At 64.1% G+C, this 23,361-nt stretch carries 20 protein-coding genes; all 20 read left to right on the forward strand.

What is annotated here, in order from left to right:
• The first annotated feature begins 4 nt into the window (after nucleotides 1–4).
• Nucleotides 5–1,291: a phosphotransferase gene (locus JQ46_RS10020; protein WP_034987904.1), complete on the forward strand. Its 1,287-nt coding sequence runs from the start codon at nucleotides 5–7 to the stop codon at nucleotides 1,289–1,291.
• A gap of 19 nt (nucleotides 1,292–1,310) precedes the next feature.
• Nucleotides 1,311–2,705 carry a replication-associated recombination protein A gene (locus JQ46_RS10025; protein ID WP_034987906.1) on the forward strand — a complete coding sequence of 465 codons (1,395 nt, stop codon included), beginning with the start codon at nucleotides 1,311–1,313 and terminating at the stop codon, nucleotides 2,703–2,705.
• Nucleotides 2,706–2,758: 53 nt separating this feature from the next.
• Nucleotides 2,759–5,422: an alanine--tRNA ligase gene (gene alaS, locus JQ46_RS10030; protein WP_034987908.1), complete on the forward strand. Its 2,664-nt coding sequence runs from the start codon at nucleotides 2,759–2,761 to the stop codon at nucleotides 5,420–5,422.
• Nucleotides 5,423–5,443: 21 nt separating this feature from the next.
• A complete protein-coding gene (gene ruvX, locus JQ46_RS10035; RefSeq protein ID WP_034987911.1) occupies nucleotides 5,444–5,911 on the forward strand; it encodes a Holliday junction resolvase RuvX in 468 nt (155 codons plus the stop codon).
• Nucleotides 5,912–6,045: 134 nt separating this feature from the next.
• The gene (gene mltG / locus JQ46_RS10040) at nucleotides 6,046–7,182 is read left to right on the forward strand and encodes an endolytic transglycosylase MltG (protein ID WP_034987913.1); all 1,137 of its coding nucleotides are present in this window, start codon (nucleotides 6,046–6,048) and stop codon (nucleotides 7,180–7,182) included.
• 92 nt (nucleotides 7,183–7,274) lie between these two features.
• Nucleotides 7,275–8,159 (forward strand): shikimate dehydrogenase, encoded by an 885-nt coding sequence (locus JQ46_RS10045; RefSeq protein WP_034987915.1) that lies wholly within the window; start codon nucleotides 7,275–7,277, stop codon nucleotides 8,157–8,159.
• Between the two features lie 101 nt (nucleotides 8,160–8,260).
• The gene (locus JQ46_RS10050; protein WP_034987917.1) at nucleotides 8,261–8,716 is read left to right on the forward strand and encodes a prepilin peptidase; all 456 of its coding nucleotides are present in this window, start codon (nucleotides 8,261–8,263) and stop codon (nucleotides 8,714–8,716) included.
• A 54-nt stretch (nucleotides 8,717–8,770) separates the two neighbouring features.
• Nucleotides 8,771–10,030, forward strand: coding sequence for a chorismate synthase (gene aroC, locus JQ46_RS10055; RefSeq protein WP_034988041.1), 1,260 nt, complete (start codon nucleotides 8,771–8,773; stop codon nucleotides 10,028–10,030).
• A complete protein-coding gene (locus JQ46_RS10060) occupies nucleotides 10,027–10,584 on the forward strand; it encodes a shikimate kinase (RefSeq protein ID WP_034987920.1) in 558 nt (185 codons plus the stop codon). Before aroC ends, JQ46_RS10060 begins: the two co-directional genes overlap by 4 nt.
• Nucleotides 10,585–10,628: 44 nt before the next feature.
• Nucleotides 10,629–11,735, forward strand: coding sequence for a 3-dehydroquinate synthase (gene aroB / locus JQ46_RS10065; RefSeq protein WP_051876328.1), 1,107 nt, complete (start codon nucleotides 10,629–10,631; stop codon nucleotides 11,733–11,735).
• Nucleotides 11,736–11,795: 60 nt separating this feature from the next.
• Nucleotides 11,796–12,248 carry a type II 3-dehydroquinate dehydratase gene (gene aroQ / locus JQ46_RS10070; RefSeq protein WP_034987923.1) on the forward strand — a complete coding sequence of 151 codons (453 nt, stop codon included), beginning with the start codon at nucleotides 11,796–11,798 and terminating at the stop codon, nucleotides 12,246–12,248.
• Between the two features lie 28 nt (nucleotides 12,249–12,276).
• Nucleotides 12,277–13,353 (forward strand): M24 family metallopeptidase, encoded by a 1,077-nt coding sequence (locus JQ46_RS10075; protein WP_034987925.1) that lies wholly within the window; start codon nucleotides 12,277–12,279, stop codon nucleotides 13,351–13,353.
• Between the two features lie 75 nt (nucleotides 13,354–13,428).
• Nucleotides 13,429–13,992 carry an elongation factor P gene (gene efp / locus JQ46_RS10080; RefSeq protein WP_034987927.1) on the forward strand — a complete coding sequence of 188 codons (564 nt, stop codon included), beginning with the start codon at nucleotides 13,429–13,431 and terminating at the stop codon, nucleotides 13,990–13,992.
• Between the two features lie 21 nt (nucleotides 13,993–14,013).
• Nucleotides 14,014–14,622: a transcription antitermination factor NusB gene (gene nusB / locus JQ46_RS10085; protein WP_034987930.1), complete on the forward strand. Its 609-nt coding sequence runs from the start codon at nucleotides 14,014–14,016 to the stop codon at nucleotides 14,620–14,622.
• A 70-nt stretch (nucleotides 14,623–14,692) separates the two neighbouring features.
• The gene (gene pyrR / locus JQ46_RS10090) at nucleotides 14,693–15,280 is read left to right on the forward strand and encodes a bifunctional pyr operon transcriptional regulator/uracil phosphoribosyltransferase PyrR (protein ID WP_034987933.1); all 588 of its coding nucleotides are present in this window, start codon (nucleotides 14,693–14,695) and stop codon (nucleotides 15,278–15,280) included.
• 3 nt (nucleotides 15,281–15,283) lie between these two features.
• Complete coding sequence (locus JQ46_RS10095) at nucleotides 15,284–16,219, forward strand: aspartate carbamoyltransferase catalytic subunit (protein ID WP_034987936.1); 936 nt, start codon at nucleotides 15,284–15,286, stop codon at nucleotides 16,217–16,219.
• 6 nt (nucleotides 16,220–16,225) lie between these two features.
• Nucleotides 16,226–17,626, forward strand: coding sequence for a dihydroorotase (locus tag JQ46_RS10100; RefSeq protein ID WP_424648008.1), 1,401 nt, complete (start codon nucleotides 16,226–16,228; stop codon nucleotides 17,624–17,626).
• A 68-nt stretch (nucleotides 17,627–17,694) separates the two neighbouring features.
• The gene (gene carA, locus JQ46_RS10105; protein ID WP_034987939.1) at nucleotides 17,695–18,831 is read left to right on the forward strand and encodes a glutamine-hydrolyzing carbamoyl-phosphate synthase small subunit; all 1,137 of its coding nucleotides are present in this window, start codon (nucleotides 17,695–17,697) and stop codon (nucleotides 18,829–18,831) included.
• Between the two features lie 78 nt (nucleotides 18,832–18,909).
• Complete coding sequence (gene carB, locus JQ46_RS10110; protein WP_034987942.1) at nucleotides 18,910–22,275, forward strand: carbamoyl-phosphate synthase large subunit; 3,366 nt, start codon at nucleotides 18,910–18,912, stop codon at nucleotides 22,273–22,275.
• A complete protein-coding gene (gene pyrF, locus JQ46_RS10115) occupies nucleotides 22,272–23,126 on the forward strand; it encodes an orotidine-5'-phosphate decarboxylase (RefSeq protein WP_034987945.1) in 855 nt (284 codons plus the stop codon). The genes carB and pyrF overlap by 4 nt, the downstream gene beginning before the upstream one ends.
• Nucleotides 23,127–23,361 lie beyond the last annotated feature (235 nt).

The raw sequence follows: 23,361 nt of genomic DNA on the forward strand, positions 1-23,361 counted from the left end.
AGTAGTGCAATCAGTCGAGTCCACTGTCGAGGCGGCAACCCAGGTTTTGGCGACCCGCTTCGGAGGTTCACCCGAACTCAGCGATCCGCAGGATCTGGGTGGGAGTGGCTCCTCGATGGTTCTGCGCTGCCGGATTTCCGCCGACCCCTTCCTGCAGGAACGCACGGTGGTGATTAAACAGCTGCCGCCGGAAAGCGAAGGGGATGCGCCCGCCGCGGGTGGTGTCGGCAGCGGTGGGGGCGGCGATGGCTCCAACGAGGGTTCCGGCGACGCAGGGGAGTTCGGTCCGGATGCCCTGGGCATGCTCCGCGAGGTTGTGGCCTACCAGTACACCAATACTCTGGCGGAGACGGTGCGCCCCGGCCCGGTGCTGCTGGCTTATGACATCGACCAGCGCCTGCTTATCCTGTCGGACGCGGGCGATGGCACGAGCTTTACCGACGTGCTGACTCTGCAAGATTCCAAGTCCCGCATTGGAGCCCTGCGCAAGCTCGGCCGTTCGCTAGGCAAGATGCATGCCGCCACGTTTGGTGGCGCGCAGTCGTACTCCACCCTTATGCGCCGCCAGTGCCAGCGCCATAGCATCAGCCCCGAGGCGATTGAAGAATCGGACATCGACGTCGGCGAGCTCGTCCAGTCTGGCGTGGACCTCATGATTTCCAACGGGCTGACTATCGACCCGGTGGTACAGCGCTACGCCACCAAGGCCGTCGAGCGCCAGAACAAGTCCGAATTCCTGGTCTTCACACCCTTCGACCTGGCGCCGGACAACGTCATGCTCACGGACGACATCGTGCTGCTGGACTATGAATGGGCCGGGTTCCGAGACGCAGCATTCGACGTCGCCTGCGTGGTGGCGGGCTTCCCGCAGGATAATTCCACCCCGGCTTTGGACGAGTCGGAGACCACGGAGTTCCTCGCCGCCTGGCGTGCGGAAGCACAGCAGATCTGGCCCGCCATCTCTGAAGACAAGGTCTTCCACGACTGGGTAATGTCCGCCCTCATCGGCTGGGCTTTCCTGTCGCTGATCATGATGTACTACGGTCGGCTTTCCGTGGCCAAGCACTCTTCGTTCGTCTTCGGCGATGAGTCCGATAACCAGGAGGTTTCGCGCTCTATCCGCCATATGTCGGAGGAGCAGCTTGAGGATCTGGCTACGACTGTGGAGGCCATCCAGCGCTTCTCCCGCCGACGCGAGTCCAAGAGCTTCGCGGCGATCGGCGAGTTTGCGCAGGTTCTTTTGAAGGTGCTGTCGCAGCTGGGAGCCTTCCCGAACGAGCGCGAAGACTAACGCCCGACGCTTAAAGCCGATGGACGATCTGTTTTCCCAAGGTCAGCAGGGCCGTGGCGCCGCTGCGACAAACGGAACCGACGAGAACGCCGCGGAGGCGTACTTTCACCCTGGCTCCCACGCCCCACTGGCGGTTCGCATGCGCCCCCGCAGCCTCGACGAGGTGGTCGGCCAGGACAAAGTTCTCGGCCCTGGTTCGCCGCTTCGCCGACTAATCGAGGGCCAGGGCGATACCTCCGTCATCCTCTACGGCCCGCCCGGCACCGGCAAGACCACTATCGCCAGCCTCATCTCCCAGGCTTCTGGCCGCCGCTTCGAAGCCTTGAGCGCCCTGAACTCCGGCGTGAAGGAAGTCCGCGCAATCATCGAACAAGCTCGCAAGCGCCTGGTCTTGGGCGAGCACACCGTGCTGTTCATCGACGAGGTCCACCGCTTTTCCAAGACCCAGCAGGATGCGCTGCTCTCCGCCGTCGAGAACCGCACCGTCCTACTGGTTGCCGCCACCACCGAAAACCCCTCGTTCTCTGTGGTTTCGCCGCTCTTGTCGCGGTCGTTGCTTGTCCAACTGTCTTCTCTTAGTGACGCCGACATTCGCACCGTACTGCAGCGTGCCCTCGACGACGAGCGCGGCTACGCTGGCCGTCTGCGGGTGACCTCCGAGGCGATGGATCAGCTCGTCGCCATGGCGGCCGGGGATGCCCGCCGTAGTCTGACGTACCTGGAGGCCGCGGCCGAGGGAGTCGAGCCGGATGGGGAGAACGGCGTGGCGGAGCTGGTGGCGTCACAAGTAAAAAAGTCCCTCAACAAGGCAGTGGCGCGGTACGACCGCGACGGCGACCAGCACTACGACATCACCAGTGCCTTCATTAAATCCATCCGTGGTTCGGATCCGGACGCCGCGCTGCACTACCTAGCCCGCATGCTGGAAGGCGGCGAAGATCCGCGCTTCATCGCCCGCAGACTGGTTATCCATGCCAGCGAGGACATCGGCATGGCCGACCCGCAGGCGCTGCAGGTGGCGGTGGCGGCATATCACGCGGTGAGCTTCATCGGCATGCCGGAGGCACGGCTCAACCTGGCGCAGGCCACGATCCACCTGGCGACCGCGCCGAAGTCCAACGGGGTGATCGCAGCCATCAACTCTGCCATCGGGGACGTGCAGGCAGGCAAGGGCGGGACAGTACCGGCTCACTTGCGCGACGGCCACTACCAGGGGGCGAAGGCACTCGGCAACGCGGTGGGATACGTCTATCCGCACGACGACCCCAAGGGCGTGGTGCCGCAGCAGTACCTGCCGGACGATCTGAAGGACGCGGTGTACTACCAGCCGACAACCCACGGCCACGAAAAGACCATTGCTGCGCGCTTGAGTAGCCTTAGGGCTATCGTTCGCTCCTTCTTAACCCGGGGGTAGAATGTACGCATTCCATTTACAGTCGACATAGAACTCTACGAGGTAAAGCCACCGTGCAAACGCATGAGATCCGCCAGCGCTTCATCGAGCACTTCACCAAGGCCGGGCACACCGAGGTACCCAGCGCATCGCTGATCCTGGACGACCCGAACCTTCTGTTCGTGAACGCCGGCATGGTTCCGTTCAAGCCCTACTTCCTGGGCCAGCAGAACCCACCGTTTGAAAACGGCACGGCGACCTCCATCCAGAAGTGCGTGCGCACCCTGGACATCGACGAGGTCGGCATCACCACCCGCCACAACACGTTCTTTCAGATGGCGGGAAACTTCTCCTTCGGCGCTTACTTCAAGGAAGGTGCGATCACGCACGCCTGGACGCTGCTGACCGATCCGGTGGAAGAAGGCGGACTGGGCCTGGACCCGGAGCGCCTGTGGGTTACAGTTTTTACCGACGACGACGAAGCGGCGGAGATCTGGAACAAGAAGATCGGGGTGCCCGAGCACAAGATCCAACGCCTCGGCATGGAGGATAACTACTGGTCCATGGGCATTCCCGGCCCGTGTGGTCCCTGCTCGGAGATCTACTACGACCGCGGCCCGGAGCACGGCCAGGAGGGCGGCCCGATCGTCGATGACACCCGCTACATCGAGATCTGGAACCTCGTTTTCATGGAGAACGAGCGCGGCGAGGGGCTGGGCAAGGGCAACTTCGAGATCGTCGGCAAGCTGCCGAAGAAGAACATCGATACCGGCCTGGGCATCGAGCGTGTCGCCTGCATCCTGCAGGACGTGGACAACGTGTACGAAACTGACCTTCTGCGCCCCGTGATCGACGTGGCCCAGGAGGTCACCGGCGCCAAGTACGGAGCCGACCAGGCTAACGACGTGCGCTTCCGCGTGATCGCCGATCACTCCCGCACCGGTCTGATGCTGATGCTGGACGGCGTGACTCCCGGCAACGAGGGCCGCGGCTACATCCTGCGCCGCCTACTGCGCCGAATCATCCGCTCCGCCCGCCTGCTGGGCGCAACGGGGGAGACCCTGGAGAGGTTCATGGACACCGTGCGCGAGACCATGACGCCCTCCTACCCGGAAATCGCCGAGAACTACGAGCGCATTCGCGCCGTAGCTCTGGCAGAGGAGAAGTCCTTCCTGAAGACCCTGGAATCCGGATCCCAGATGTTCGACATCTGGGCCCACGGTGCCAAGGAACGCGGCGAGGATACCGTCCCGGGCGACGTTGCTTTCTCCCTGCACGACACCCATGGCTTCCCGATCGACCTGACCCAGGAGATGGCCGCCGAGGCCGGCCTGAAGGTGGACATCGACGGCTTCCACGACCTGATGGCGGAGCAGAAGGCCCGCGCCAAGGCCGATAACAACGCCAAGAAGCTGGGCCACGTGGATCAGACGATCTACCGTCCGTTCGTGGATAACCACCCGACCGTGTTCACCGGCTACGAGAACCTGGCTGACGAGGCCTCCGTGCTGGGCATCATCCGCGACGGCGCGCTGGTGGAGACTGCCCCGGAGGGCGCTGCCGCTCAGGTGATCCTGGACCGCACCCCGTTCTACGCCGAGGCCGGCGGCCAGATGGCTGATCGCGGCGAGATGACCACCACCTCGGGCTCCGCCCGTGTGGAGGACGTGCAGAAGGTCGGCAAGAAGGTCTGGGTACACCACGTGACCGTGAGCGGCGGCGAGCTGGCCGTGGGCCAAAAGGTACAGGCAACGGTGGACAAGGCGTGGCGCCACCAGGCTCGCCAGGCGCACTCCGGCACGCACCTGATTCACGCCGCCCTGCGCGAGGTGCTGGGGCCAACAGCCGTGCAGGCCGGCTCCATGAACAAGCCGGGCTACCTGCGCTTCGACTTCAACTACGGCGAGCAGCTGACCGAAAACCAGCTGAACCAGATCGAGGAGATCGCCAACGGCGCGGTGGATAGCGACTACCAGGTGAACACCATCGAGACCTCCCTGGAGGAGGCCAAGGCGATGGGCGCTATGGCCCTGTTCGGCGAGAATTACGGTTCCGAGGTGCGCGTCGTGGAGATCGGCGGCCCGTTCTCCATGGAGCTGTGCGGCGGTATCCACGTGGAGCACTCTTCCCAGGTCGGCCCGATCTCAGTGCTCGGCGAGTCCTCCGTCGGCTCCGGCGTGCGCCGCATCGAGGCCTACACGGGCATGGATTCCTTCCGCTTCCTGAGTACCGAGAAGTCTCTGGTGGCTGGCCTGGCAACCAGCCTGAAGACCCCGAGCGAGGAACTACCGGAGCGCATCGACGCGCTTACTGCCAAACTGAAGGCCGCCGAGAAGCAGATCCAGCAGCTGCGTGCGCAGCAGCTGCAGGGGCAGGTCGGCCAGCTGGTGGAGAAGGCCGAAACTATCGGCGAGGTCAAGGTTCTGGCCGAGCGGCTGCCCGAAGGTGTGGCCGCCGGTGACCTGCGCACCCTGGCCATGGATGCGAAGAACCGCCTGGGCTCCGAGCCCGCCGTCGTGGTCTTTGCTTCCGTAGACGGCGAGAAGGTACCTTTCGTCGCCGCTGCAAACGACGCTGCTGTGGACAAGGGCATTAAGGCCGGCGAGCTCGTCAAGGCCTTCGGGGAGAAGGTTTCTGGTCGCGGTGGCGGTAAGCCGGCCATGGCGCAGGGCTCTGGTTCGGACGCCGCCGGCATCCCCGCCGGCATCGAAGCCGTCAAGAGCGCACTGCGCGGATAGTCGCGCGGGGAGTTTTCGCTGATGCAGACCGAGAAGCCAGATCCAGCCACCGACCCCGGCCGCGGGCGGAGGCTCGGCCTCGACGTAGGCACCGTGCGCATTGGAGTGGCGATCTCGGACCCGGACTGCATCCTCGCCACACCCGTGGAGACCGTTCAGGCCACCGCGGACGACGCGGATGTACAGCGTGTGGCGGAGATCTGCCGGGAGAATTTCGTGGTGGAGATTGTGGTGGGCCTACCGGTCGCGCTGCGCGGAAACCATACACAAAGCACCCTGAATGCAGAGGAATTTGCGCGGCTGGTTAAAGAGGAATTGCCGGATATTCCACTGCGCATGGTGGACGAAAGAATGTCTACGATGGCCGCTACGCAGGCTTTTCACGCCTCCGGCGTCAATAGTAAAAAAGGCAGAAAGAAGATCGACCAGGCCGCAGCAGTACATATTCTGCAGGGGTGGTTAGACACGCGGCGGCGCGTGCTTTCCTAAAATTTATCAATTCGTGAGAAAATGACGGGCGACGCTTAACGTTGTTGGGCTCAGCTTGTAATTGACGTTATAGAGCAAACCCAAGAGTAAACCAGTACGAAAGGCCACACGGATCTATGGGACCGACCCGTAACATGCAGCCGAAGTTTAGAAGGCGCCGGCAACTCGCCGCCGCACTGGCTATCGCTCTGGTCGTCCTGTTGATCGGTACCTGCGCCTACGTCTGGTACCAGCGCGACGTTGTAGCCGTGCGCGATTACGAAGGGGAGGGCAACGGCAACGTCGTCATGGTGCGCGTGGGGCCCGGCGACTCCGTGGATAGCCTGTCCGAGCAGCTGGTGGAAAAGGACGTGGTGGGCTCCCGCCGTGCCCTGATGTCCGCCGCGGAACGCAAGGAGCCGGAGCTGCAGGCGGGCTACTACCCGCTGCAAGAGCAAATGTCCGCGGACAAGGCCCTGGAGTGGCTGTCTAGCGATGAGCGCCGCCGCGGCGTGGTCGATATTCCCAACGGCTTGACTCTGCAAGACGTCCAGGTAGTCGACGGTGATAACCGTAAGGGTATATTCACTCTGATCTCCGAACAGACCTGCCAGGACGAGCACACCTGTGTGTCCGTCGAAGACCTGCAGAAGGCTGCGGCGCAGACCCCGCCAGAGCAGCTGGAGATTGCGGATTGGGCCGTGGATAAGGTGAATGCGCGCGGCGATGACCCGAAGCGTATCGAAGGCCTGATTTCCCCCGGCGTGCATCTGTTCGACCCAACCAGTAGCCCGGAGGAGATCCTGAAGTCCTTGCTGAATACCTCTAAGGAGCAGTACGAGAACACCGGACTGCTGACTTCCGCGGAGAAGGTCGGCTTGAGCCCCTATGACATGCTGGTGGCGGCATCCCTGGTGGAGCGCGAGGCGCCGGAGGGCGACTTCGACAAGGTCGCGCGCGTGATCCTGAACCGCCTGCATGAGAACCAGAAGCTCGAGTTCGACTCGACGGTGAACTACGACCTGAGCGAGGTTGAGGTCGCCACCACCGACGAGGATCGTAAGCGCCCGACTCCGTGGAATACTTATGCCAAGGAGGGGCTGCCGGACACCCCGATTTCCTCGCCCGGCCTGCAGGCACTCCACGCGATCGAGAACCCGGCAGAGGGTGACTGGTTGTACTTCGTTACCGTCGACCGCGACGGACGAACCGTCTTCAACCGCGACTTCGACGCGCACGAGCGAGCCATCGAGGAATCCCGCCGCAACGGTGTGCTGGATTCGAACCGCTAGCCCTCGAGGCAAGGTTGTGCAAGGCTGTGCAAGCCAGTTCAACCCAGAACAAGCCAGAACAAGCCAAACTCAAAAGCAAAGGGTGAATAAGTATGTCCGCCGCAGGCCATGTGCTGTCGGTAGATGAATTCCTGGAGACGCCCGGCATGCGCTGTGCGGTGCTGGGTAGCCCGATCGAACACTCGCTGTCCCCGCAGCTGCACAACGCCGGATACCGCGCGCTGGGGCTAGAGATGGACTACTACCGCGTGGAGGCGGGGGAGTCGCGCGACATGCGCCGACTGCTGAGCGAGTCTGGCGATCAGATTCGTGGCTTCTCCGTGACTATGCCCGGCAAGCAGGCCGCCTTGGAGTTGGCTGACCTGGCAACGAACCGTGCGCAAGAGATCGGCTCCGCCAATACTCTCGTGCCACAAGGCGATGGGAGGTGGCTGGCCGACAACACGGACGTGGACGGTGTGACTCGCTGCCTGGAACACCTGTACGGCGGGGACACCTCCGCTCTGCAGGGCGCCAAAGCGGTGATCGTCGGCAACGGCGGCACTGCCCGCCCGGCCGTTGCGGCGCTGGCGGCTGCCGGCGTCACCGAGGTGACGGTGCTGGCGCGTTCCGAGCGCGCCCTGAACCTGCAGGCCGTGGTGGAGACCATGGGCATGGAGTTCTCCTGGGCCCGCTTCGAGGAAGCCGACATCGCCGGGACCTGCGCCGATGCCGCCGCCGTGATCTCCACGATCCCGGCCCACGCCGCCGAGGCGTTGGCCGAGGGGCTGTGCGCCGCCGCGGGCATCGTGGACGTGATCTATGACCCCTATCCCACGCCGTTGCTTTCCGCGGCTCAAGCGAGGTCGATCCCACACGCCGACGGTCTGCGCATGTTGGCGGGCCAGGCTGAGGAACAGTTCCGCCTGTTCACAGGCCACCCGGCTCCGGATGGGCTGATGCTGGATACCGTGCTGCGAGCGAAGGGGCAAGCCTAGTTTCTCGCCCTTGTGGATAAGTTTTCGCTATCCACAGGCCGATCCTTCGGGAGGCAGTGCGCACGGGAGTCTGTCCTCGCGCCTGACTATTCTTCCGAAGCGTGTATGCGACTTCGCTTCTTTCCTGGTGGCCGCTGCTGCTTTTCGTGCCGTGGGCTATCGCCCTTTTTATTATTGACGCCCGCACCTCCCGCTTGCCCAACTATCTGACGCTTCCCGCGATACCCGCCGCAGGAGTCGTGCCCGTGCTTCTTCCCGGCGCTAACGGCTGGGCTCTGCTCGGCGGGTTGACCTGGTGGGCGGTGGCCTTCGGACTTCCGCTGCTACATCCTCGGCTGGCGGCCGGTGGCGGGGATGCAAAGCTCGCGCTGACGACGGGAACACTGGCCGCTATCGTCGCTCCTTTGGGCGCTCTGGCCGCGCTGGGATTGAGCGGTGTGATGCACTGCTTCCTTCGCGGTGGGCAAAGAGCAGGCCGCGATAAGGCCAGCCCCCACGGCCCGGCGATGTTGGTGGCGACGGGGGCGGTGGTGGTGGCGTCATTAATCTTCCGTTAATAATCCGGGACGTCATTGAAGCTAAGGCTGCATATGGCCTGTATCATGCTCTTTATGCTTCGTTGGACTACTGCAGGTGAATCGCACGGCCAGGCCCTCATTTCGATGATCGAGAACCTCCCGGCCGGTTTGTCGGTAACTCGGGAAGACGTTTCTTATCAGCTGGCTCGCCGCCGTCTTGGCTACGGCCGCGGAGCGCGCATGAAGTTCGAAGCCGACGAAGTGACCTTCGTCGGCGGCGTGCGCCACGGCAAGACCCTCGGCAGCCCGGTGGCCGTCATGATCGGCAACACTGAGTGGCCAAAGTGGACGACGATCATGTCCGCAGATCCGATCGACGAGTCCGATCCGGAAGTGGCAAAGGAGATGGCCAGTGGTCGCGGTGCGAAGCTGACCCGCCCGCGACCGGGCCACGCCGATTTCTCCGGCATGGTGAAGTACGACCACGAGGAAGCCCGCCCCATTCTGGAGCGCTCCTCCGCCCGCGAGACCGCCGCCCGCGTGGCCGCCGGAACTTTTGCCCGCGCCCTGCTGCGCGAAGTGCTGGGGGTGGAGGTGCTCTCGCACGTCATCAGCATCGGCCGCTCCGAGCCATACGAGGGACCGAGCCCGGAATTCTCCGACTTGGAGAGCATCGATGCTTCTCCGGTGCGTGCCTTCGATTCCGCTGCTGAAGAATCCATGATCGACGAGATCAAGGCCGCAAAGAAGTCCGGCGATACCCTCGGCGGCATCGTCGAGGTCGTTGTTAAGGGCCTGCCGATCGGCCTGGGCTCCCACGTTTCCGGTGACGAGCGACTGGATGCCCAGCTGGCTGCCGCCCTCATGGGTATTCAGGCGATCAAGGGCGTGGAGATCGGCGATGGCTTCGAAGAGGCTCGCCGCCGTGGCTCCGAGGCGCACGACGAGATGGAGGCAGCTGCTGGCGGCGGCGTGCAGCGCCTGAGCAACCGCGCCGGTGGCCTGGAGGGTGGCATGACGAACGGCGAGGAGCTGCGCGTGCGTGCTGCAATGAAGCCCATCAGCACCGTCCCGCGCGCGCTGAAGACCGTCGACATGGCCACCGGCGAGGCCGCCACGGGCATCCACCAGCGCTCCGACGTGTGCGCCGTGCCGGCTGCCGGCGTGGTGGCCGAGACCATGGTTGCCCTAGTGCTGGCTCGCGCAGTGCTGAAGAAGTTCGGCGGCGACTCTGTGGAGGAGACGAAGCGTAACGTGCAGTCCTACCTGGAGTACGTGGATACCCGCCTCGACTGGTCCGGCGTGGCCAGCGATGTGGCTGACGGGGAAGTGGCGGACGGAGAAATCCGATGAGTCCCCGAGCAGTGCTGGTGGGGCTTCCGGGCTCCGGTAAGACGACCATCGGTAAGCGCCTGGCCAATGCGCTGAACCTGCAGCTTGTGGACACCGACCACATGCTCGAGAAAGAATTCGGGAAGACCTGCAACCAGATCATGGGCGAGCTCGGGGAACCGGGTTTCCGCGAGCAAGAGGCCATCGTGGTGGCCGAGGCTCTGCAGACCGACGGGATCGTTTCCCTCGGCGGCGGGGCAGTGGTGACCGAAAGCACCCGGAAACTGCTCGCCGACCACACGGTGGTGTACCTCAACGTCTCCATCGACGAAGGCGTGCGGCGCACCTCCGGCTCGAACACCAGGCCGCTGCTGAACGTAGCCGACCCGCGCAGCAAATACGCGCAGCTTTTCGCACAGCGTTCGGCGTACTACGAGGAAGTCTCCAACTTCATGGTGCGCTGCGACGGCAAGGAGCCCCGCAGAGTGGTCACCGACATCTTGATGTTCATCGAAGAAGTGCGTCTGGAGCGCCTCAACGAGCGCGATGCTTCCCACCCAACGCGAAGCCACTAATCCGGCCCAGTAATCAGAACCCCACATAAGGATCCTCTCCAACCATGACCAACACACAGCCCGCAGGCATTAAGCAGCAGCGCATCAAGGTGGCCTCCCAGTCGCCCTACGAGGTGGTCATCGACCGTGGCATCGACTTCGCCACCGAGGAGATCCTAAAGGCCGCGGGAACCACCGCAAATTACCTGATCATCCACCAGCCCGCCCTTGCAGACCGCGCCGCCGAGCTGTCCCGCCGCCTGACCGATGCTGGCTACGCCACGCACACCCACCAGATCGAGGACGCGGAATCGGCGAAGACGGCACAGTCCGCTGCCGAGTGTTGGGATGTCTGCGCGGAGGTCGGCCTGACCCGCGCCGATACGATTATTGGCCTCGGTGGCGGCGCCGCTACGGATCTGGCTGGATTCATCGCCGCCACCTGGATGCGCGGGATCAAGGTCGTGCACTATCCCACCACCTTGTTGGCGATGGTGGACGCCGCAGTCGGCGGCAAGACCGGCATCAACACCCCCGCCGGCAAGAACCTGGTGGGCGCTTTCCACGAGCCTAGCGCGGTCATCGTCGACCTGGAGGTCCTGGAGACGCTGCCGGAAGCAGAGATGGTCGCCGGTTCGGCGGAGATCGTCAAGGCGGGCTTCATTGCGGACACGGAGATCCTGGACATCTACGAGGCCGACCCGCAGGCCGCGCTGCATCCGCACGGCAGCCTGCCGGAACTGATCGCCCGCGCCATCCAGGTGAAGGCCGACGTGGTGGCGGTGGATCTGAAGGAATCCAGCCTGCGCGAGATCCTCAACTACGGCCACACTTACGGCCACGCGGTCGAACACCACGAGGACTACCGTTGGCGCCACGGGCAGGCTGTTGCCGTGGGCATGATCTTCGAGGCTGAGCTGGCCAAGGCCGCTGGGCTGCTGAGCGAGGCAGACGTTCGGCGTCACCGCGACATCCTTAACTCGATAGGTTTGGCGACCAGCTACGACGGCGCCGAGCTCGGCGAGCTGCTGGCGGCGATGGGCCGCGACAAGAAGAACAAGGGCGGCAAGATCCGCTTCGTGGTGCTCGAGCAGATCGGCAAGCCCACCCGCCTGGAAGGCCCCAGCGAGGAGCTGCTGCGCGCGGCCTACACCGCTAGCGTGGAAGCCTAAAAGGGCCGACAGCCAATTAGAGACAGCCAACGAGAGACAACTAACTAGGAGGAGACAGCGATGAATGCAGCACAGCCGCAGGCGCCGAAGGTGTGCGTGATCAACGGCCCGAACCTCAACCGCCTGGGTAAGCGCCAGCCGGAAGTCTACGGCAGCACTACGCTGGCCGACGTGGAGGATCTGCTGGCCCGCGAGGCGGCGTCCTTGGGCATCGAGGTAGACTTCTTCCAGTCCAACCACGAAGGCGAGCTGCTGGATCGCGTGCACCGCGCTGCCGACGAGGGAGCCGCGGTAATCATCAACCCCGGTGGCTTTACCCACACGTCCGTCGCTCTGCGCGACGCGCTGGCGGAGATCGCCGATGGAGCGGGCTTCGTGGAGGTGCACATCTCGAACGTGCACGCGCGCGAGGAGTTCCGCCACCACAGCTACCTAAGCCCCCTGGCCAGCGGAGTGATCGCCGGCCTGGGCATCTACGGTTACGTCGCCGCCCTGCGGTTCTTCGCACAGTAGAAACTGTCGGAAGGAGAGTTGGAAGTTTATGTCTAAAGTATTTTTTGACGCCTACCGCACCCGCCGCAATAAAGCCACAGCAAGAATCCAAGACTCAGCGCATGCGGCCCTGCTGATCAGTGACCTGAAGAACGTCCGCTACCTGACCGGATTCTCCGGTTCCAACGCGCTTATGGTGATCCGCGAAGACGGCCAACATCTGCTGCTGACGGACGGGCGCTACGATACGCAGATCCGCCTGGAAACCGGCGAGCCGGAAGACGTCGCTATTGAAATCGGCGGCAAGCTGTTTGAGCGCGCCGCCGAGTTTGCGGGGAAGGACTTCGCCGTGGAGCCCAGCCTGGACTACGGGCAGGCCCGGGCACTGGACAACCCGCCGGTGCTTTCCTCAGCGGTGGAGGATTTGCGCCTGGTCAAGGACGAACTGGAGATTGAGGCTCTGGCTGCGGCCGGCGAGCTGGCCGATAGCGTGTGGCGCTCCTTCATTGAGGACGATGGAATCCGCGAGGGAATTCCAGAGATCCAGGCGGCGGCGGAGCTGGAGTTCCAGCTGCGCACCGCCGGAGCCGACGGGCTAAGCTTCGACACGATTCTGGCCAGCGGCCAAAACGCCACCAAGCCGCACGCCGGGGTCTCTCACGACAAAATCGTTCCCGGTCTGGTGACCGTGGACTTCGGCGTGTATCTGGACGGCTACGCCTCCGACCAGACCCGCACGGTCTGCGTGGGCGAGCCCGACGAACTGTCCCGCGAGCTCTACGACGTGGTCTACCGCGCCCAGAAGGCCGGCGAGGCGATCCTGGGCCCGGGGGTGGCGCTGCGCAACGTGGATGCCGCCTGCCGCGACGTGATTACCGAAGCCGGCTACGGGGAGTTCTTCGTGCACTCCACGGGACACGGCGTGGGTCTCGACGTGCATGAGGCCCCGCGGGCAGCGGCGGGCGTCAATCCCGAAGAAGAGCTAGTGGAAGGCATGACCGTGACGGTCGAGCCGGGCATCTACATCCCCGGCAAGACGGGCCTGCGCATCGAGAACACGTACGTCATCACCGCCGACGGGGCGCGTAGCTTCAACGCCTCGCCGACGGAACTCATCGTCGTTTAGGTTTGGCTGGCTGCTAGACTGTAGCAGCCAAAAAATTTTTTACTCGCAATCGCAATCTCAATAAGGAGACCATTCGTGGCAACCACCGCTGACTTCAAGAACGGCCTTGTGCTCAAGGTTGATGGCAAGCTCCAGCAAATCGTCGAATTCCAGCACGTCAAGCCGGGCAAGGGGCCCGCATTCGTGCGCACGAAGCTCAAGGATGTCGTCTCCGGCAAGACCATCGACAAGACCTGGAACGCAGGTGTGAAGGTGGAGACCGCTACGGTGGACCGCCGCGACATGACCTACCTGTACAACGACGGCACCAGCTTCGTTCTGATGGATGAGAAGACCTACGACCAGATCGAGCTGGCCCCGCACCTGATGGGCGAGGGCGCGAAGTTCCTGCTGGAGAACACCAGCGTCCAGGTTTCTTTCCACGAGGGCGAGCCGCTGTTCGCTGAACTGCCGGTATCCGTTGAACTGAAGATCGAGCACACCGACCCGGGCCTGCAGGGCGACCGCTCCACCGGCGGCTCCAAGCCCGCCACCCTGGAGACCGGCGCCGAGATTCAGGTGCCGCTGTTCCTCGAGACCGGCAACGTCGTTAAGGTGGACACCCGCACGGGCGAGTACCTGTCCCGCGTAAACAACTAAGGCAGCGACTGTTTTTCACCCATGACTGAAGAACGTACAGCTGATAGCAACGCAGCTAACGCAGCTAAGTCGGCTAATGCCGCTTCCTTCAAGCGCCACGGCTCGCGCTACAAGGCGCGCCGTCGCGCCGTAGACATCCTGTTCGAGGCCGAGTTTCGCGACATCGACCCGGTGGAGATCGTCGAGGAGCGCATCTCCTTGGCGAAGGACTCGGCGAACCAGGTCAAGCCCGTGCCGGAGTACACCCAGCAGATTGTGCCCGGCGTGGCGACGAACCTGGATGCGCTGGACGAGGCCATCGCCCTGCATCTGTCCAGCGATTGGCAGCTGGATCGCCTGCCCGCCGTCGACCGCGCGGTTCTGCGGGTGGCGGCGTGGGAGCTGAAGTTCAACGACGACGTGCCCCCGCAGGTGGCCGTGGTCGAGGGAGTGGAGCTGGCCAGCGAGTACTCCCACGACAAGGCACCTAGCTATATCCATGCGGTGCTGGATGGTATTAACAAGGATCTGCAGCTGCAGGCGGATATGAAGATCGCCGATGCGGCGGCCGCTCAGAGGGCCGAGCAAGCCGAGTCCGCCGAGTTGGACGGGCTGCTCGACGAGGTCGTCAAAGAGTCCGGCGAAGCGTGATAGACTTCTAGTCGTCAAAAAGTAGACATCCTTTAACGGACCGCACAGAGAGGCGGGAAAGGAGGTCACGATGAACTCGACGGCTGGGGAAGCTGGCGTCACCCTACTCGACGCAGATCAAGTTTCCCGTACTGTCGCGCGCATCGCGCACCAGATTATTGAAAAGACGGCGCTGGATGGGGAAGACTCCCGGCGCGTAGTTCTACTCGGCATTCCATCGGGGGGAGTGCCGCTTGCGGCCCGCCTGGCCGAAAAGATTCAACACTTCACGGGGGTTGAGGTGTTCCAGGGTTCCCTGGACATCACCCTGTACCGCGACGACCTGCGCAACACCACGCACCGGGCGCTTAAGCCCACCAAGGTTCCCGCGGAGGGGATTGATGACGTCATCGTCGTCCTGGTCGACGACGTCCTTTACAGTGGCCGTTCCATCCGCGCGGCACTCGATGCGCTGACGGACATTGGCCGGCCGTATGCCGTGCAGGTCGCAGTACTGATCGACCGCGGGCACCGCAAGCTGCCGATCCGCGCGGACTACGTGGGTAAGAACATTCCGACTGCTGCGGACGAGGACGTGGCGGTGAACCTCGCGGAGCTGGACGGGGTAGACAACGTGGTGCTGACCCGCAGGCCAGGCACTGGGGAAGGGAGCAACTAAGCCATGAAGCACCTGATTAGCATTGCCGACCTGAACAAGTCTGAGATCTTAGGCCTGATGGACGAGGCTGACCGCTTCGCCGAGGCACTCGAGGGGCGCGAGATGAAGAAGCTGCCTACTCTGCGTGGCCGCACGATCTTCACCCTGTTCTACGAGAACTCCACCCGCACGCGATCTTCCTTCGAGACCGCGGGCAAGTGGATGAGCGCGGACGTCATCAACATCTCCGCATCCAGTTCGTCCGTAAAGAAGGGCGAGTCCCTGCGCGATACCGCGCTGACTCTGAAGGCCGTGGGAGCCGACGCGATCATCATGCGCCATCCGTCCTCCGGCGCGGCTCGGCAGGTGGCCGGTTGGCTGGACGATACGGCCATCATCAACGCAGGTGACGGTTCCAACCAGCACCCCACCCAGGCTCTTTTGGACGCCACCACGATGCGCAACCGCATCGGGGAGATTAGCGGCAAGAAGGTAGTGATCGTCGGGGATATCCTGCACTCCCGCGTGGCTCGCTCAAATGCGCAGCTGCTCACGACCCTCGGCGCGGAGGTGGTGTTCGTGGCACCCCCGACGCTGGTGCCGCTGGGCATTGAGCACTGGGGCGCAGAGCCGGATAGCGTGCGCGTCAGCTACGACTTCGACAGGGAGATCGCCGACGCAGACGTTGTGATGATGCTGCGTGTCCAGGCTGAGCGCATGCACGGCGGCTTCTTCCCCTCGCACCGCGAGTACGCCACCCGCTACGGCCTTTCCCAGGCACGCGCGGAGCGTATGAAGGAAGGCGCGATCATCATGCACCCGGGCCCGATGCTGCGTGGCATGGAGATCAATTACGACGTTGCCGATGCCCCGCAGACCGTGGTGTTGAACCAGGTAACCGCGGGCGTGCACGTGCGCATGGCGGTGCTGTTCACCCTACTAGTTGGGGAAGAGGGCTAGGCGCACATGGCCCAGACAGATAAGAAGACTTTCGACGAAGGAGCTTTGACCATGACCTCCGAGTACCCGGCCACCGGCGAGCTGGCGGCTCACCCCACTGGCGCGGAGCATGCAGTGCTGCTGCGCGGCGTGTTGCTGTACGGCGAGGGGGAGAAGCAGGACGTGCTGATCCAGGACGGCGTGATCGCCGAGATCGGCGCTGACCTCGCCGGTTCCGCCCCACAGGGCGCGGAGGTGCTGGACCTGGACGGCCAGGTGCTGCTGCCTGGCCTGGTGGACATGCACGTTCACCTGCGCGAGCCGGGCCGCGAGGATACCGAGACTATCGCCACCGGCTCGGCGGCTGCCGCCCAGGGCGGTTTCACGGCCGTGTTCACTATGGCGAACACCGCGCCCGTCACGGACAACCCCGCCATCGCGGAGATGGTGTGGTTCAAGGGGCAGAACACGAACCTGTGCGACGTGCACCCGGTCGGCTCGATCTCGAAGGGGCTGGAGGGCAAGGAGCTCACGGAGTTCGGCATGATGGCCGATTCCGACGCGAAGGTGCGCATGTTCTCCGACGACGGCAAGTGTGTCGACGACCCCCGCCTGATGCGCCGTGCCATCGAGTACTCCAAGGGCATGGACGTGCTGCTGGCCCAGCACTGCGAGGAGCCCCGCCTGACCGAAGGCGCCGTGGCTCACGAGGGTGAGACCGCCGCCCGGTTGGGCCTGGGTGGCTGGCCGCGCGTGGCTGAGGAATCCATCGTCGCCCGCGATGCCATCATGGCTCGAGACTACGGCGGCCGCCTGCACATCTGCCACGCCTCCACGGAAGGCACCGTGGAGCTGCTGCGCTGGGCTAAAGCCCAGGACATCCCGCTTACCGCGGAAGTCACCCCGCACCACCTGCTGCTCACCGACGCGCGGCTGGAGACCTACGATGGCGTGAACCGCGTGAACCCGCCTTTGCGCGAGCAGCGCGACGTGGAGGCCCTGCGAGCTGCCCTGATTGACGGCACCGTCGACTGCGTGGCCACCGACCACGCCCCGCACGGCTCCGAGGACAAGTGCTGCGAATTCGACCAGGCCCGTCCCGGCATGCTGGGAATTGAAACCTCGCTGGCGCTGATCGCCAAGATCTTCGTCATCGATGGCGACGAGGACTGGCACTTCGTCGCCAAGGTTATGTCCGAGCGCCCGGCGGAGATCACCAAACTGCCCGGCCACGGCCGCCCGATCGCGGTAGGGGAGCCGGCGAACCTGTGCGCGGTGGACGTGAACCAGAAGTGGACGGCGCACGGAAAGGACATGGCCTCCAAGGCCGCCAACACCCCGTACGAGGGCATGGAGATGCCGGTCAAGGTGACCACCACGCTGTTGCGAGGCAAGGTGACCTGCAAGAACGGCTCAGCAGTGAACTAAGTACCCACGAGTGGGCGTCAATACAAAAGAACCAAACACAACAGCTAAGAGTTAAGGAAACAAGCACAATGAGCTACACGCCAGCAGCACTGGTTCTCGCCGACGGGAAGATTTTCCGCGGCCGCGCATTTGGCGCGACGGGTCGCACCCTGGGCGAGGCGGTGTTCACCACAGCCATGACCGGCTACCAGGAGACCATGACCGACCCGTCCTACCACCGTCAGATCGTGGTGGCGACTGCCCCGCAGATCGGCAACACGGGCTGGAACGACGAAGATTCCGAGTCCCGCGGAGACAAGATCTGGGTCGCCGGCCTGGCTATCCGTGACCTGTCCCGCTCCGTGAGCAACTGGCGCGCCGACCGTAGCCTGACCGACGAGATGGAAGCCCAGGGCATCATCGGCATCCAGAACGTCGACACCCGCGCGATCGTGCGCCACCTGCGCGACAAGGGTTCCGTCGCGGCGGGCATCTTTAGCGGTGACGCCCTCACCTCCGACGAGGACATGCTCAGCCAGGTGCAGGCCCAGCCGTCTATGGCGGGTGCGGATCTCTCCGCCGACGTCAGCACCGACGAGCTGTACGTGGTGGAGCCGGAAGGGGAGACCAAGTACACCGTCATCGCTTACGACATGGGCATTAAGACGAACACCCCGCGTGAATTCTCCAAGCGCGGCGTGCGCAGCGTGGTCGTGCCTTCAAACACCAGCTTCGAAGAGGTGCAGAAGCTGATGGAAGAGTACAACGCTACCGGCGTGTTCATCTCCAATGGCCCAGGTGACCCGGCAACCGCCGACGCAACGGTGGAGGAGCTGAAGAAGATCCTGGAGGCTAAGATTCCTTTCTTCGGCATCTGCTTCGGCAACCAGCTGCTCGGCCGCGCGCTGGGCATGGAGACCTACAAGCTGAAGTTCGGCCACCGCGGCACCAACGTGCCGGTGCTGGATCACCAGACCGGCCGGATCGACATCACCGCGCAGAACCACGGCTTCGCCCTGAAGGGTAAGGCGTTGGAGAAGTTCGACACCCCGTTCGGCGAGGCGCAGGTGACGCACACCTGTCTGAACGACGACGTTGTCGAGGGCGTGGCACTGCTGGATGGCAGCGCATTCTCCGTCCAATACCACCCGGAATCGGCAGCCGGCCCGCACGACGCAAACCCGCTGTTCGATAAGTTCTTCGCGAACCTCGAGAAGAACAGCTAACGCAGCAGAGCAAATTAACAGAACCAAGTTAAGCAACAGCCAGCAACAGCTAGCAACACTGAACTAAAGGGAAAACCAATGCCACGTCGCGAAGACATCAACCACGTACTCGTCATCGGATCCGGCCCGATCGTCATCGGCCAGGCCTGCGAGTTCGACTACTCCGGCACCCAGGCCTGCCGCGTGCTCAAGGAAGAGGGCCTGCGCGTTACGCTGATCAACTCCAACCCGGCGACCATCATGACCGACCCGGAGTTCGCCGATAACACCTACATCGAGCCGATCGCCCCGAAGTACATTGAGAAGATCTTCCAGGAGCAGCAGGCCGCCGGCCACAAGGTAGACGCAGTCCTGGCGACCCTGGGTGGCCAGACCGCGCTGAACGCTGCGATCCAGCTGGACCGCCTGGGCATCCTCGACAAGTACGGCGTGGAGCTGATCGGTGCGGACATCGACGCCATCGAGCGCGGCGAGGACCGCCAGAAGTTCAAGGACATCGTGGCGAAGATTGGCGGCGATTCCGCCCGTTCCCGCGTGTGCCACAACATGGACGAGGTTCACGAGACGGTCGCCGAGCTGGGCCTGCCGGTCGTCGTGCGCCCGTCGTTCACCATGGGTGGCCTGGGTTCCGGCCTGGCCTTCAACGAAAAGGACCTGGAGCGCATCGCCGGCGGCGGCCTGGCTGCCTCGCCGGAGGCCAATGTTCTGATTGAGGAGTCCATCCTCGGCTGGAAGGAATTCGAGCTGGAGCTGATGCGCGACGGCAAGGACAACGTCGTGATCGTCTGCTCCATTGAGAATGTGGATGCGCTGGGCGTGCACACCGGCGACTCCATGACCGTCGCCCCGAGCATGACCTTGACCGACCGCGAGTACCAGGTGATGCGCGACCAAGGCATCGCCATCCTGCGCGAGGTCGGCGTGGATACCGGCGGCTGCAACATCCAGTTCGCCGTGAATCCGAAGGACGGGCGCATCATCACCATCGAGATGAACCCGCGCGTGTCCCGCTCCTCCGCCCTGGCCTCCAAGGCCACCGGCTTCCCGATCGCCAAGCTGGCTGCCAAGCTGGCCATCGGCTACACCCTGGACGAGGTCCGCAACGACATCACCGAGGTCACCCCGGCAGCCTTCGAACCGACCCTGGACTACGTGATCGTCAAGGCCCCGCGCTTTGCCTTCGAGAAGTTCCCCGGCGCCGACGACACTCTGACCACCACCATGAAGTCCGTCGGTGAGGCCATGGCCGTCGGCCGCAACTACATCACGGGCCTGAACAAGGTCATGCGTTCCCTGGAGACCAAGCAGGCCGGATTCTGGACTGTGCCGGACGAGGAGTTCGCCGGCGAGCGAGCTACCGACAAGGAAGCTGTGCTGGAGGATCTGAAGCGTCCGACCGAGGGCCGAATGTACGACGTGGAGCTGGCCCTGCGCCTGGGCGCCACCGTCGAGGAGGTCTACGCGGCCTCCGGCATTGACCCCTGGTTCCTGCACGAGCTCGCCGGTCTGGTGGAGTTCCGCAGCCGTCTTATTGACGCCCCAGTCTTGGACGTCGATCTTCTCCGCGAAGCGAAGTACATGGGTCTGTCGGATAAGCAGATTGCAGCGCTGCGCCCGGAGCTGGCGGGCGAGGACGGCGTGCGCGCCCTGCGCTGGGCCCAGGGCATCCGCCCGGTATTCAAGACCGTGGACACCTGCGCCGCCGAGTTCGAGGCGAAGACCCCGTACCACTACAGCTCCTACGAGCTGGATCCGGCCGCCGAGTCCGAGGTTGCCCCGCAGCCGGACAAGAAGAAGGTGCTGATCCTGGGCTCCGGCCCGAACCGCATTGGCCAGGGCATCGAGTTCGACTACTCCTGCGTGCACGCCGCCCTGGAGCTGTCCCGGGTGGGCTATGAAACCGTCATGGTGAACTGCAACCCGGAGACCGTCTCCACGGATTACGACACCGCCGACCGCCTGTACTTCGAGCCGCTGACCTTCGAGGACGTCATGGAGGTCTACCACGCTGAAGCCGAGTCCGGCGAGATCGCAGGCGTGATCGTGCAGCTGGGCGGCCAGACTCCGCTGGGCCTGGCGCAGCGCCTGGCGGACGCTGGCGTTCCGGTCGTTGGCACCTCCCCGGAGGCCATCAACCTGGCCGAGGACCGCGGCGAGTTCGGCAAGGTGCTGGAGCAGGCCGCCCTGCCCGCACCGGAGTTCGGCACCGCCACCAGTGTGGAGGAGGCCCACGCAGTGGCCGCCCGCATCGGTTTCCCGGTACTGGTTCGCCCGTCCTACGTGCTGGGAGGACGTGGCATGGAGATCGTCTACGACGACGAGAGCCTGTCCAATTACATCCAGCGCGCCACCGAGATCACTAACGACCACCCGGTTCTGGTGGACCGCTTCCTGGACTCGGCAATCGAGATCGACGTGGATGCCCTGTGCGACGGCGAGCACGTGTACCTGGCCGGCGTGATGGAGCACATCGAGGAGGCCGGCATCCACTCCGGCGACTCCGCCTGTGCGATCCCGCCGATGACCCTGGGCGCGGAGGACATCGACAAGGTGCGCAAGGCCACCGCCAAGCTGGCTCACGGCATCGGCGTGAAGGGTCTGATGAACGTCCAGTTCGCTTTGAAGGACGACATCCTCTACGTCATCGAGGCCAACCCACGCGCCTCCCGCACCGTGCCCTTCGTCTCGAAGGCCACGGGCGTGCAGCTGTCCAAGGCCGCCGCGCGCATCATGCTGGGCACCAGCATCCCGGACCTGATCGAGGAGGGCATCCTGCCGCACGACCGCGACGGTGGCTCCCTGCCGCAGGGCCACCCGATCGCCGTGAAGGAGGCCGTGATGCCCTTCAACCGCTTCCGCAGCCCGGAAGGCCACGTGCTGGACTCCCTGCTGAGCCCGGAGATGAAGTCCACCGGTGAGGTCATGGGCCTGGACGACGACTTCGGCACCGCCTTCGCCAAGTCCCAGGAGGCTACCGGCGACCTGCCGACCGAGGGCACCGTCTTCGTCTCGGTGGCCAACCGCGACAAGCGCACGGTCCTCCTGCCGATCCAGCGCCTGTACTCTCTGGGCTTCAAGATCCTGGCCACCCAGGGCACCGCCGCCATGCTGCGCCGCAATGGCGTGGAGTGCGAGGTCGTAGCCAAGATTTCTGACGAGCGCCGCGCCGCCGCGGAGAATACCCCGCTGGTCGATGCCAACGGCGAGCCGCTCCGCACCGTGGGCGACTGGATCAAGGACGGCGACGTCGACCTGATTCTGAATACGCCGGCCGGATCCGCCGGGGCGCGTCACGATGGTTACGACATCCGCTCCGCTGCGGTGAACATGGGCGTGCCGTGCGTGACTACCGTCCAGGGAGCCGTGGCAGCCGTCCAGGGCATCGAGGCCCTGCAGGGCGCCGAGCCGACCGTGCGCGCCATCCAGGAGGTCGATCACTCGTGACCGCGAGTGCGAGTTCGGTAGGCCGCCCAACCTTCGGCGAGCGCTTCCTGGAGCGTTCCCAGAACCACGGACAGCTCTGTGTGGGCATGGATCCGCACGTGGGCATCCTGGAGGACTGGGGGTTGAAGGCCGACGTGGCCGGACTGGAGGCCTTCAGCAAGACCTGCGTGGAGGCCTTCGCGGACGTTGCCTGTGTGGTCAAGCCCCAGGTGGCCTTCTATGAGCAATTCGGCTCGGCTGGTTTGGCCGTGCTGGAACGCTCGATCGCGGAACTGCGCAAGGCCGGGGTGTTGGTTATTGCCGACGCCAAGCGCGGCGACATCGGTTCGACCATGGCCGGGTACGCACGGGCGTGGTTGGATCCAGACTCCCCGCTATGCAGTGACGCTGTGACCGTATCCCCGTGGTTGGGCTTCGACTCCCTCCGCCCCGTCATCGACCTCGGAGAGCAGCACGGCAGGGGAGTGATCGTCTTGGCCGCCACCTCCAACCCGGAGGCGCGGGGCCTGCAACGCTCCCACTTCGACGGCACAGACACGAACTTGGCCCAGTACATTGTGGACCGCGTGGCCGCGGAAAACTCCCAGCATCCTGGGGCTGGCAACCTCGGCGTGGTCGTCGGCGCGACTCTGGCAGAGCCGCCGCGCTTGGACGAGGTGGGTGGCATGGTTCTGATGCCGGGAGTCGGCGCCCAAGGAGGTACCATGGACGATGTGCGACGTATCGCCGGGGGAGACCAGACGGCGTCACTAGTATCGCCCAACGTTTCCCGCGGCGTACTGCGCGCAGGGCCTAAGGTTGCGGACCTGCGAAACGCCGTGGCCGAGCAGGCGGCAACGCTACGGCTCTAGCGCTGTGGCTTTCGGCCCCGTGTTCTGATGGCCATAATCGGCCATTAGCAGGGGCTTTTGCTGTTCTTCATGGATTCAGGTGTTACACTGATACTCATTGTTTGAAAGCTGCTCGCGTAGCGCCCCGCCTGCACATATAGGCGGTTCGGGTGAAGCGTGTACAGTAGCCGAGAACATGAGTCCGAAAAATGAATCTCGGTGTGTCAGCTTGGCATTTTTAACCGAGAGGATTTAA

Source organism: Corynebacterium jeikeium, assembly GCF_000738175.1.
In the GTDB taxonomy this organism is placed as follows: domain Bacteria; phylum Actinomycetota; class Actinomycetes; order Mycobacteriales; family Mycobacteriaceae; genus Corynebacterium; species Corynebacterium jeikeium_C.

Bases quoted from the DNA above. Each gene is read 5' to 3' on its own strand.
- carA (WP_034987939.1), top strand. From the start codon at position 17,695: ATGAGCTACACGCCAGCAGCACTGGTTCTCGCCGACGGGAAGATTTTC.
- JQ46_RS10025 (WP_034987906.1), top strand. From the start codon at position 1,311: ATGGACGATCTGTTTTCCCAAGGTCAGCAGGGCCGTGGCGCCGCTGCG.
- JQ46_RS10045 (WP_034987915.1), top strand. From the start codon at position 7,275: ATGTCCGCCGCAGGCCATGTGCTGTCGGTAGATGAATTCCTGGAGACG.
- aroB (WP_051876328.1), top strand. From the start codon at position 10,629: ATGACCAACACACAGCCCGCAGGCATTAAGCAGCAGCGCATCAAGGTG.
- nusB (WP_034987930.1), top strand. From the start codon at position 14,014: ATGACTGAAGAACGTACAGCTGATAGCAACGCAGCTAACGCAGCTAAG.
- pyrR (WP_034987933.1), top strand. From the start codon at position 14,693: ATGAACTCGACGGCTGGGGAAGCTGGCGTCACCCTACTCGACGCAGAT.
- JQ46_RS10060 (WP_034987920.1), top strand. From the start codon at position 10,027: ATGAGTCCCCGAGCAGTGCTGGTGGGGCTTCCGGGCTCCGGTAAGACG.
- JQ46_RS10075 (WP_034987925.1), top strand. From the start codon at position 12,277: ATGTCTAAAGTATTTTTTGACGCCTACCGCACCCGCCGCAATAAAGCC.
- JQ46_RS10100 (WP_424648008.1), top strand. From the start codon at position 16,226: ATGGCCCAGACAGATAAGAAGACTTTCGACGAAGGAGCTTTGACCATG.
- mltG (WP_034987913.1), top strand. From the start codon at position 6,046: ATGCAGCCGAAGTTTAGAAGGCGCCGGCAACTCGCCGCCGCACTGGCT.
- aroC (WP_034988041.1), top strand. From the start codon at position 8,771: ATGCTTCGTTGGACTACTGCAGGTGAATCGCACGGCCAGGCCCTCATT.
- ruvX (WP_034987911.1), top strand. From the start codon at position 5,444: ATGCAGACCGAGAAGCCAGATCCAGCCACCGACCCCGGCCGCGGGCGG.
- carB (WP_034987942.1), top strand. From the start codon at position 18,910: ATGCCACGTCGCGAAGACATCAACCACGTACTCGTCATCGGATCCGGC.
- aroQ (WP_034987923.1), top strand. From the start codon at position 11,796: ATGAATGCAGCACAGCCGCAGGCGCCGAAGGTGTGCGTGATCAACGGC.
- JQ46_RS10095 (WP_034987936.1), top strand. From the start codon at position 15,284: ATGAAGCACCTGATTAGCATTGCCGACCTGAACAAGTCTGAGATCTTA.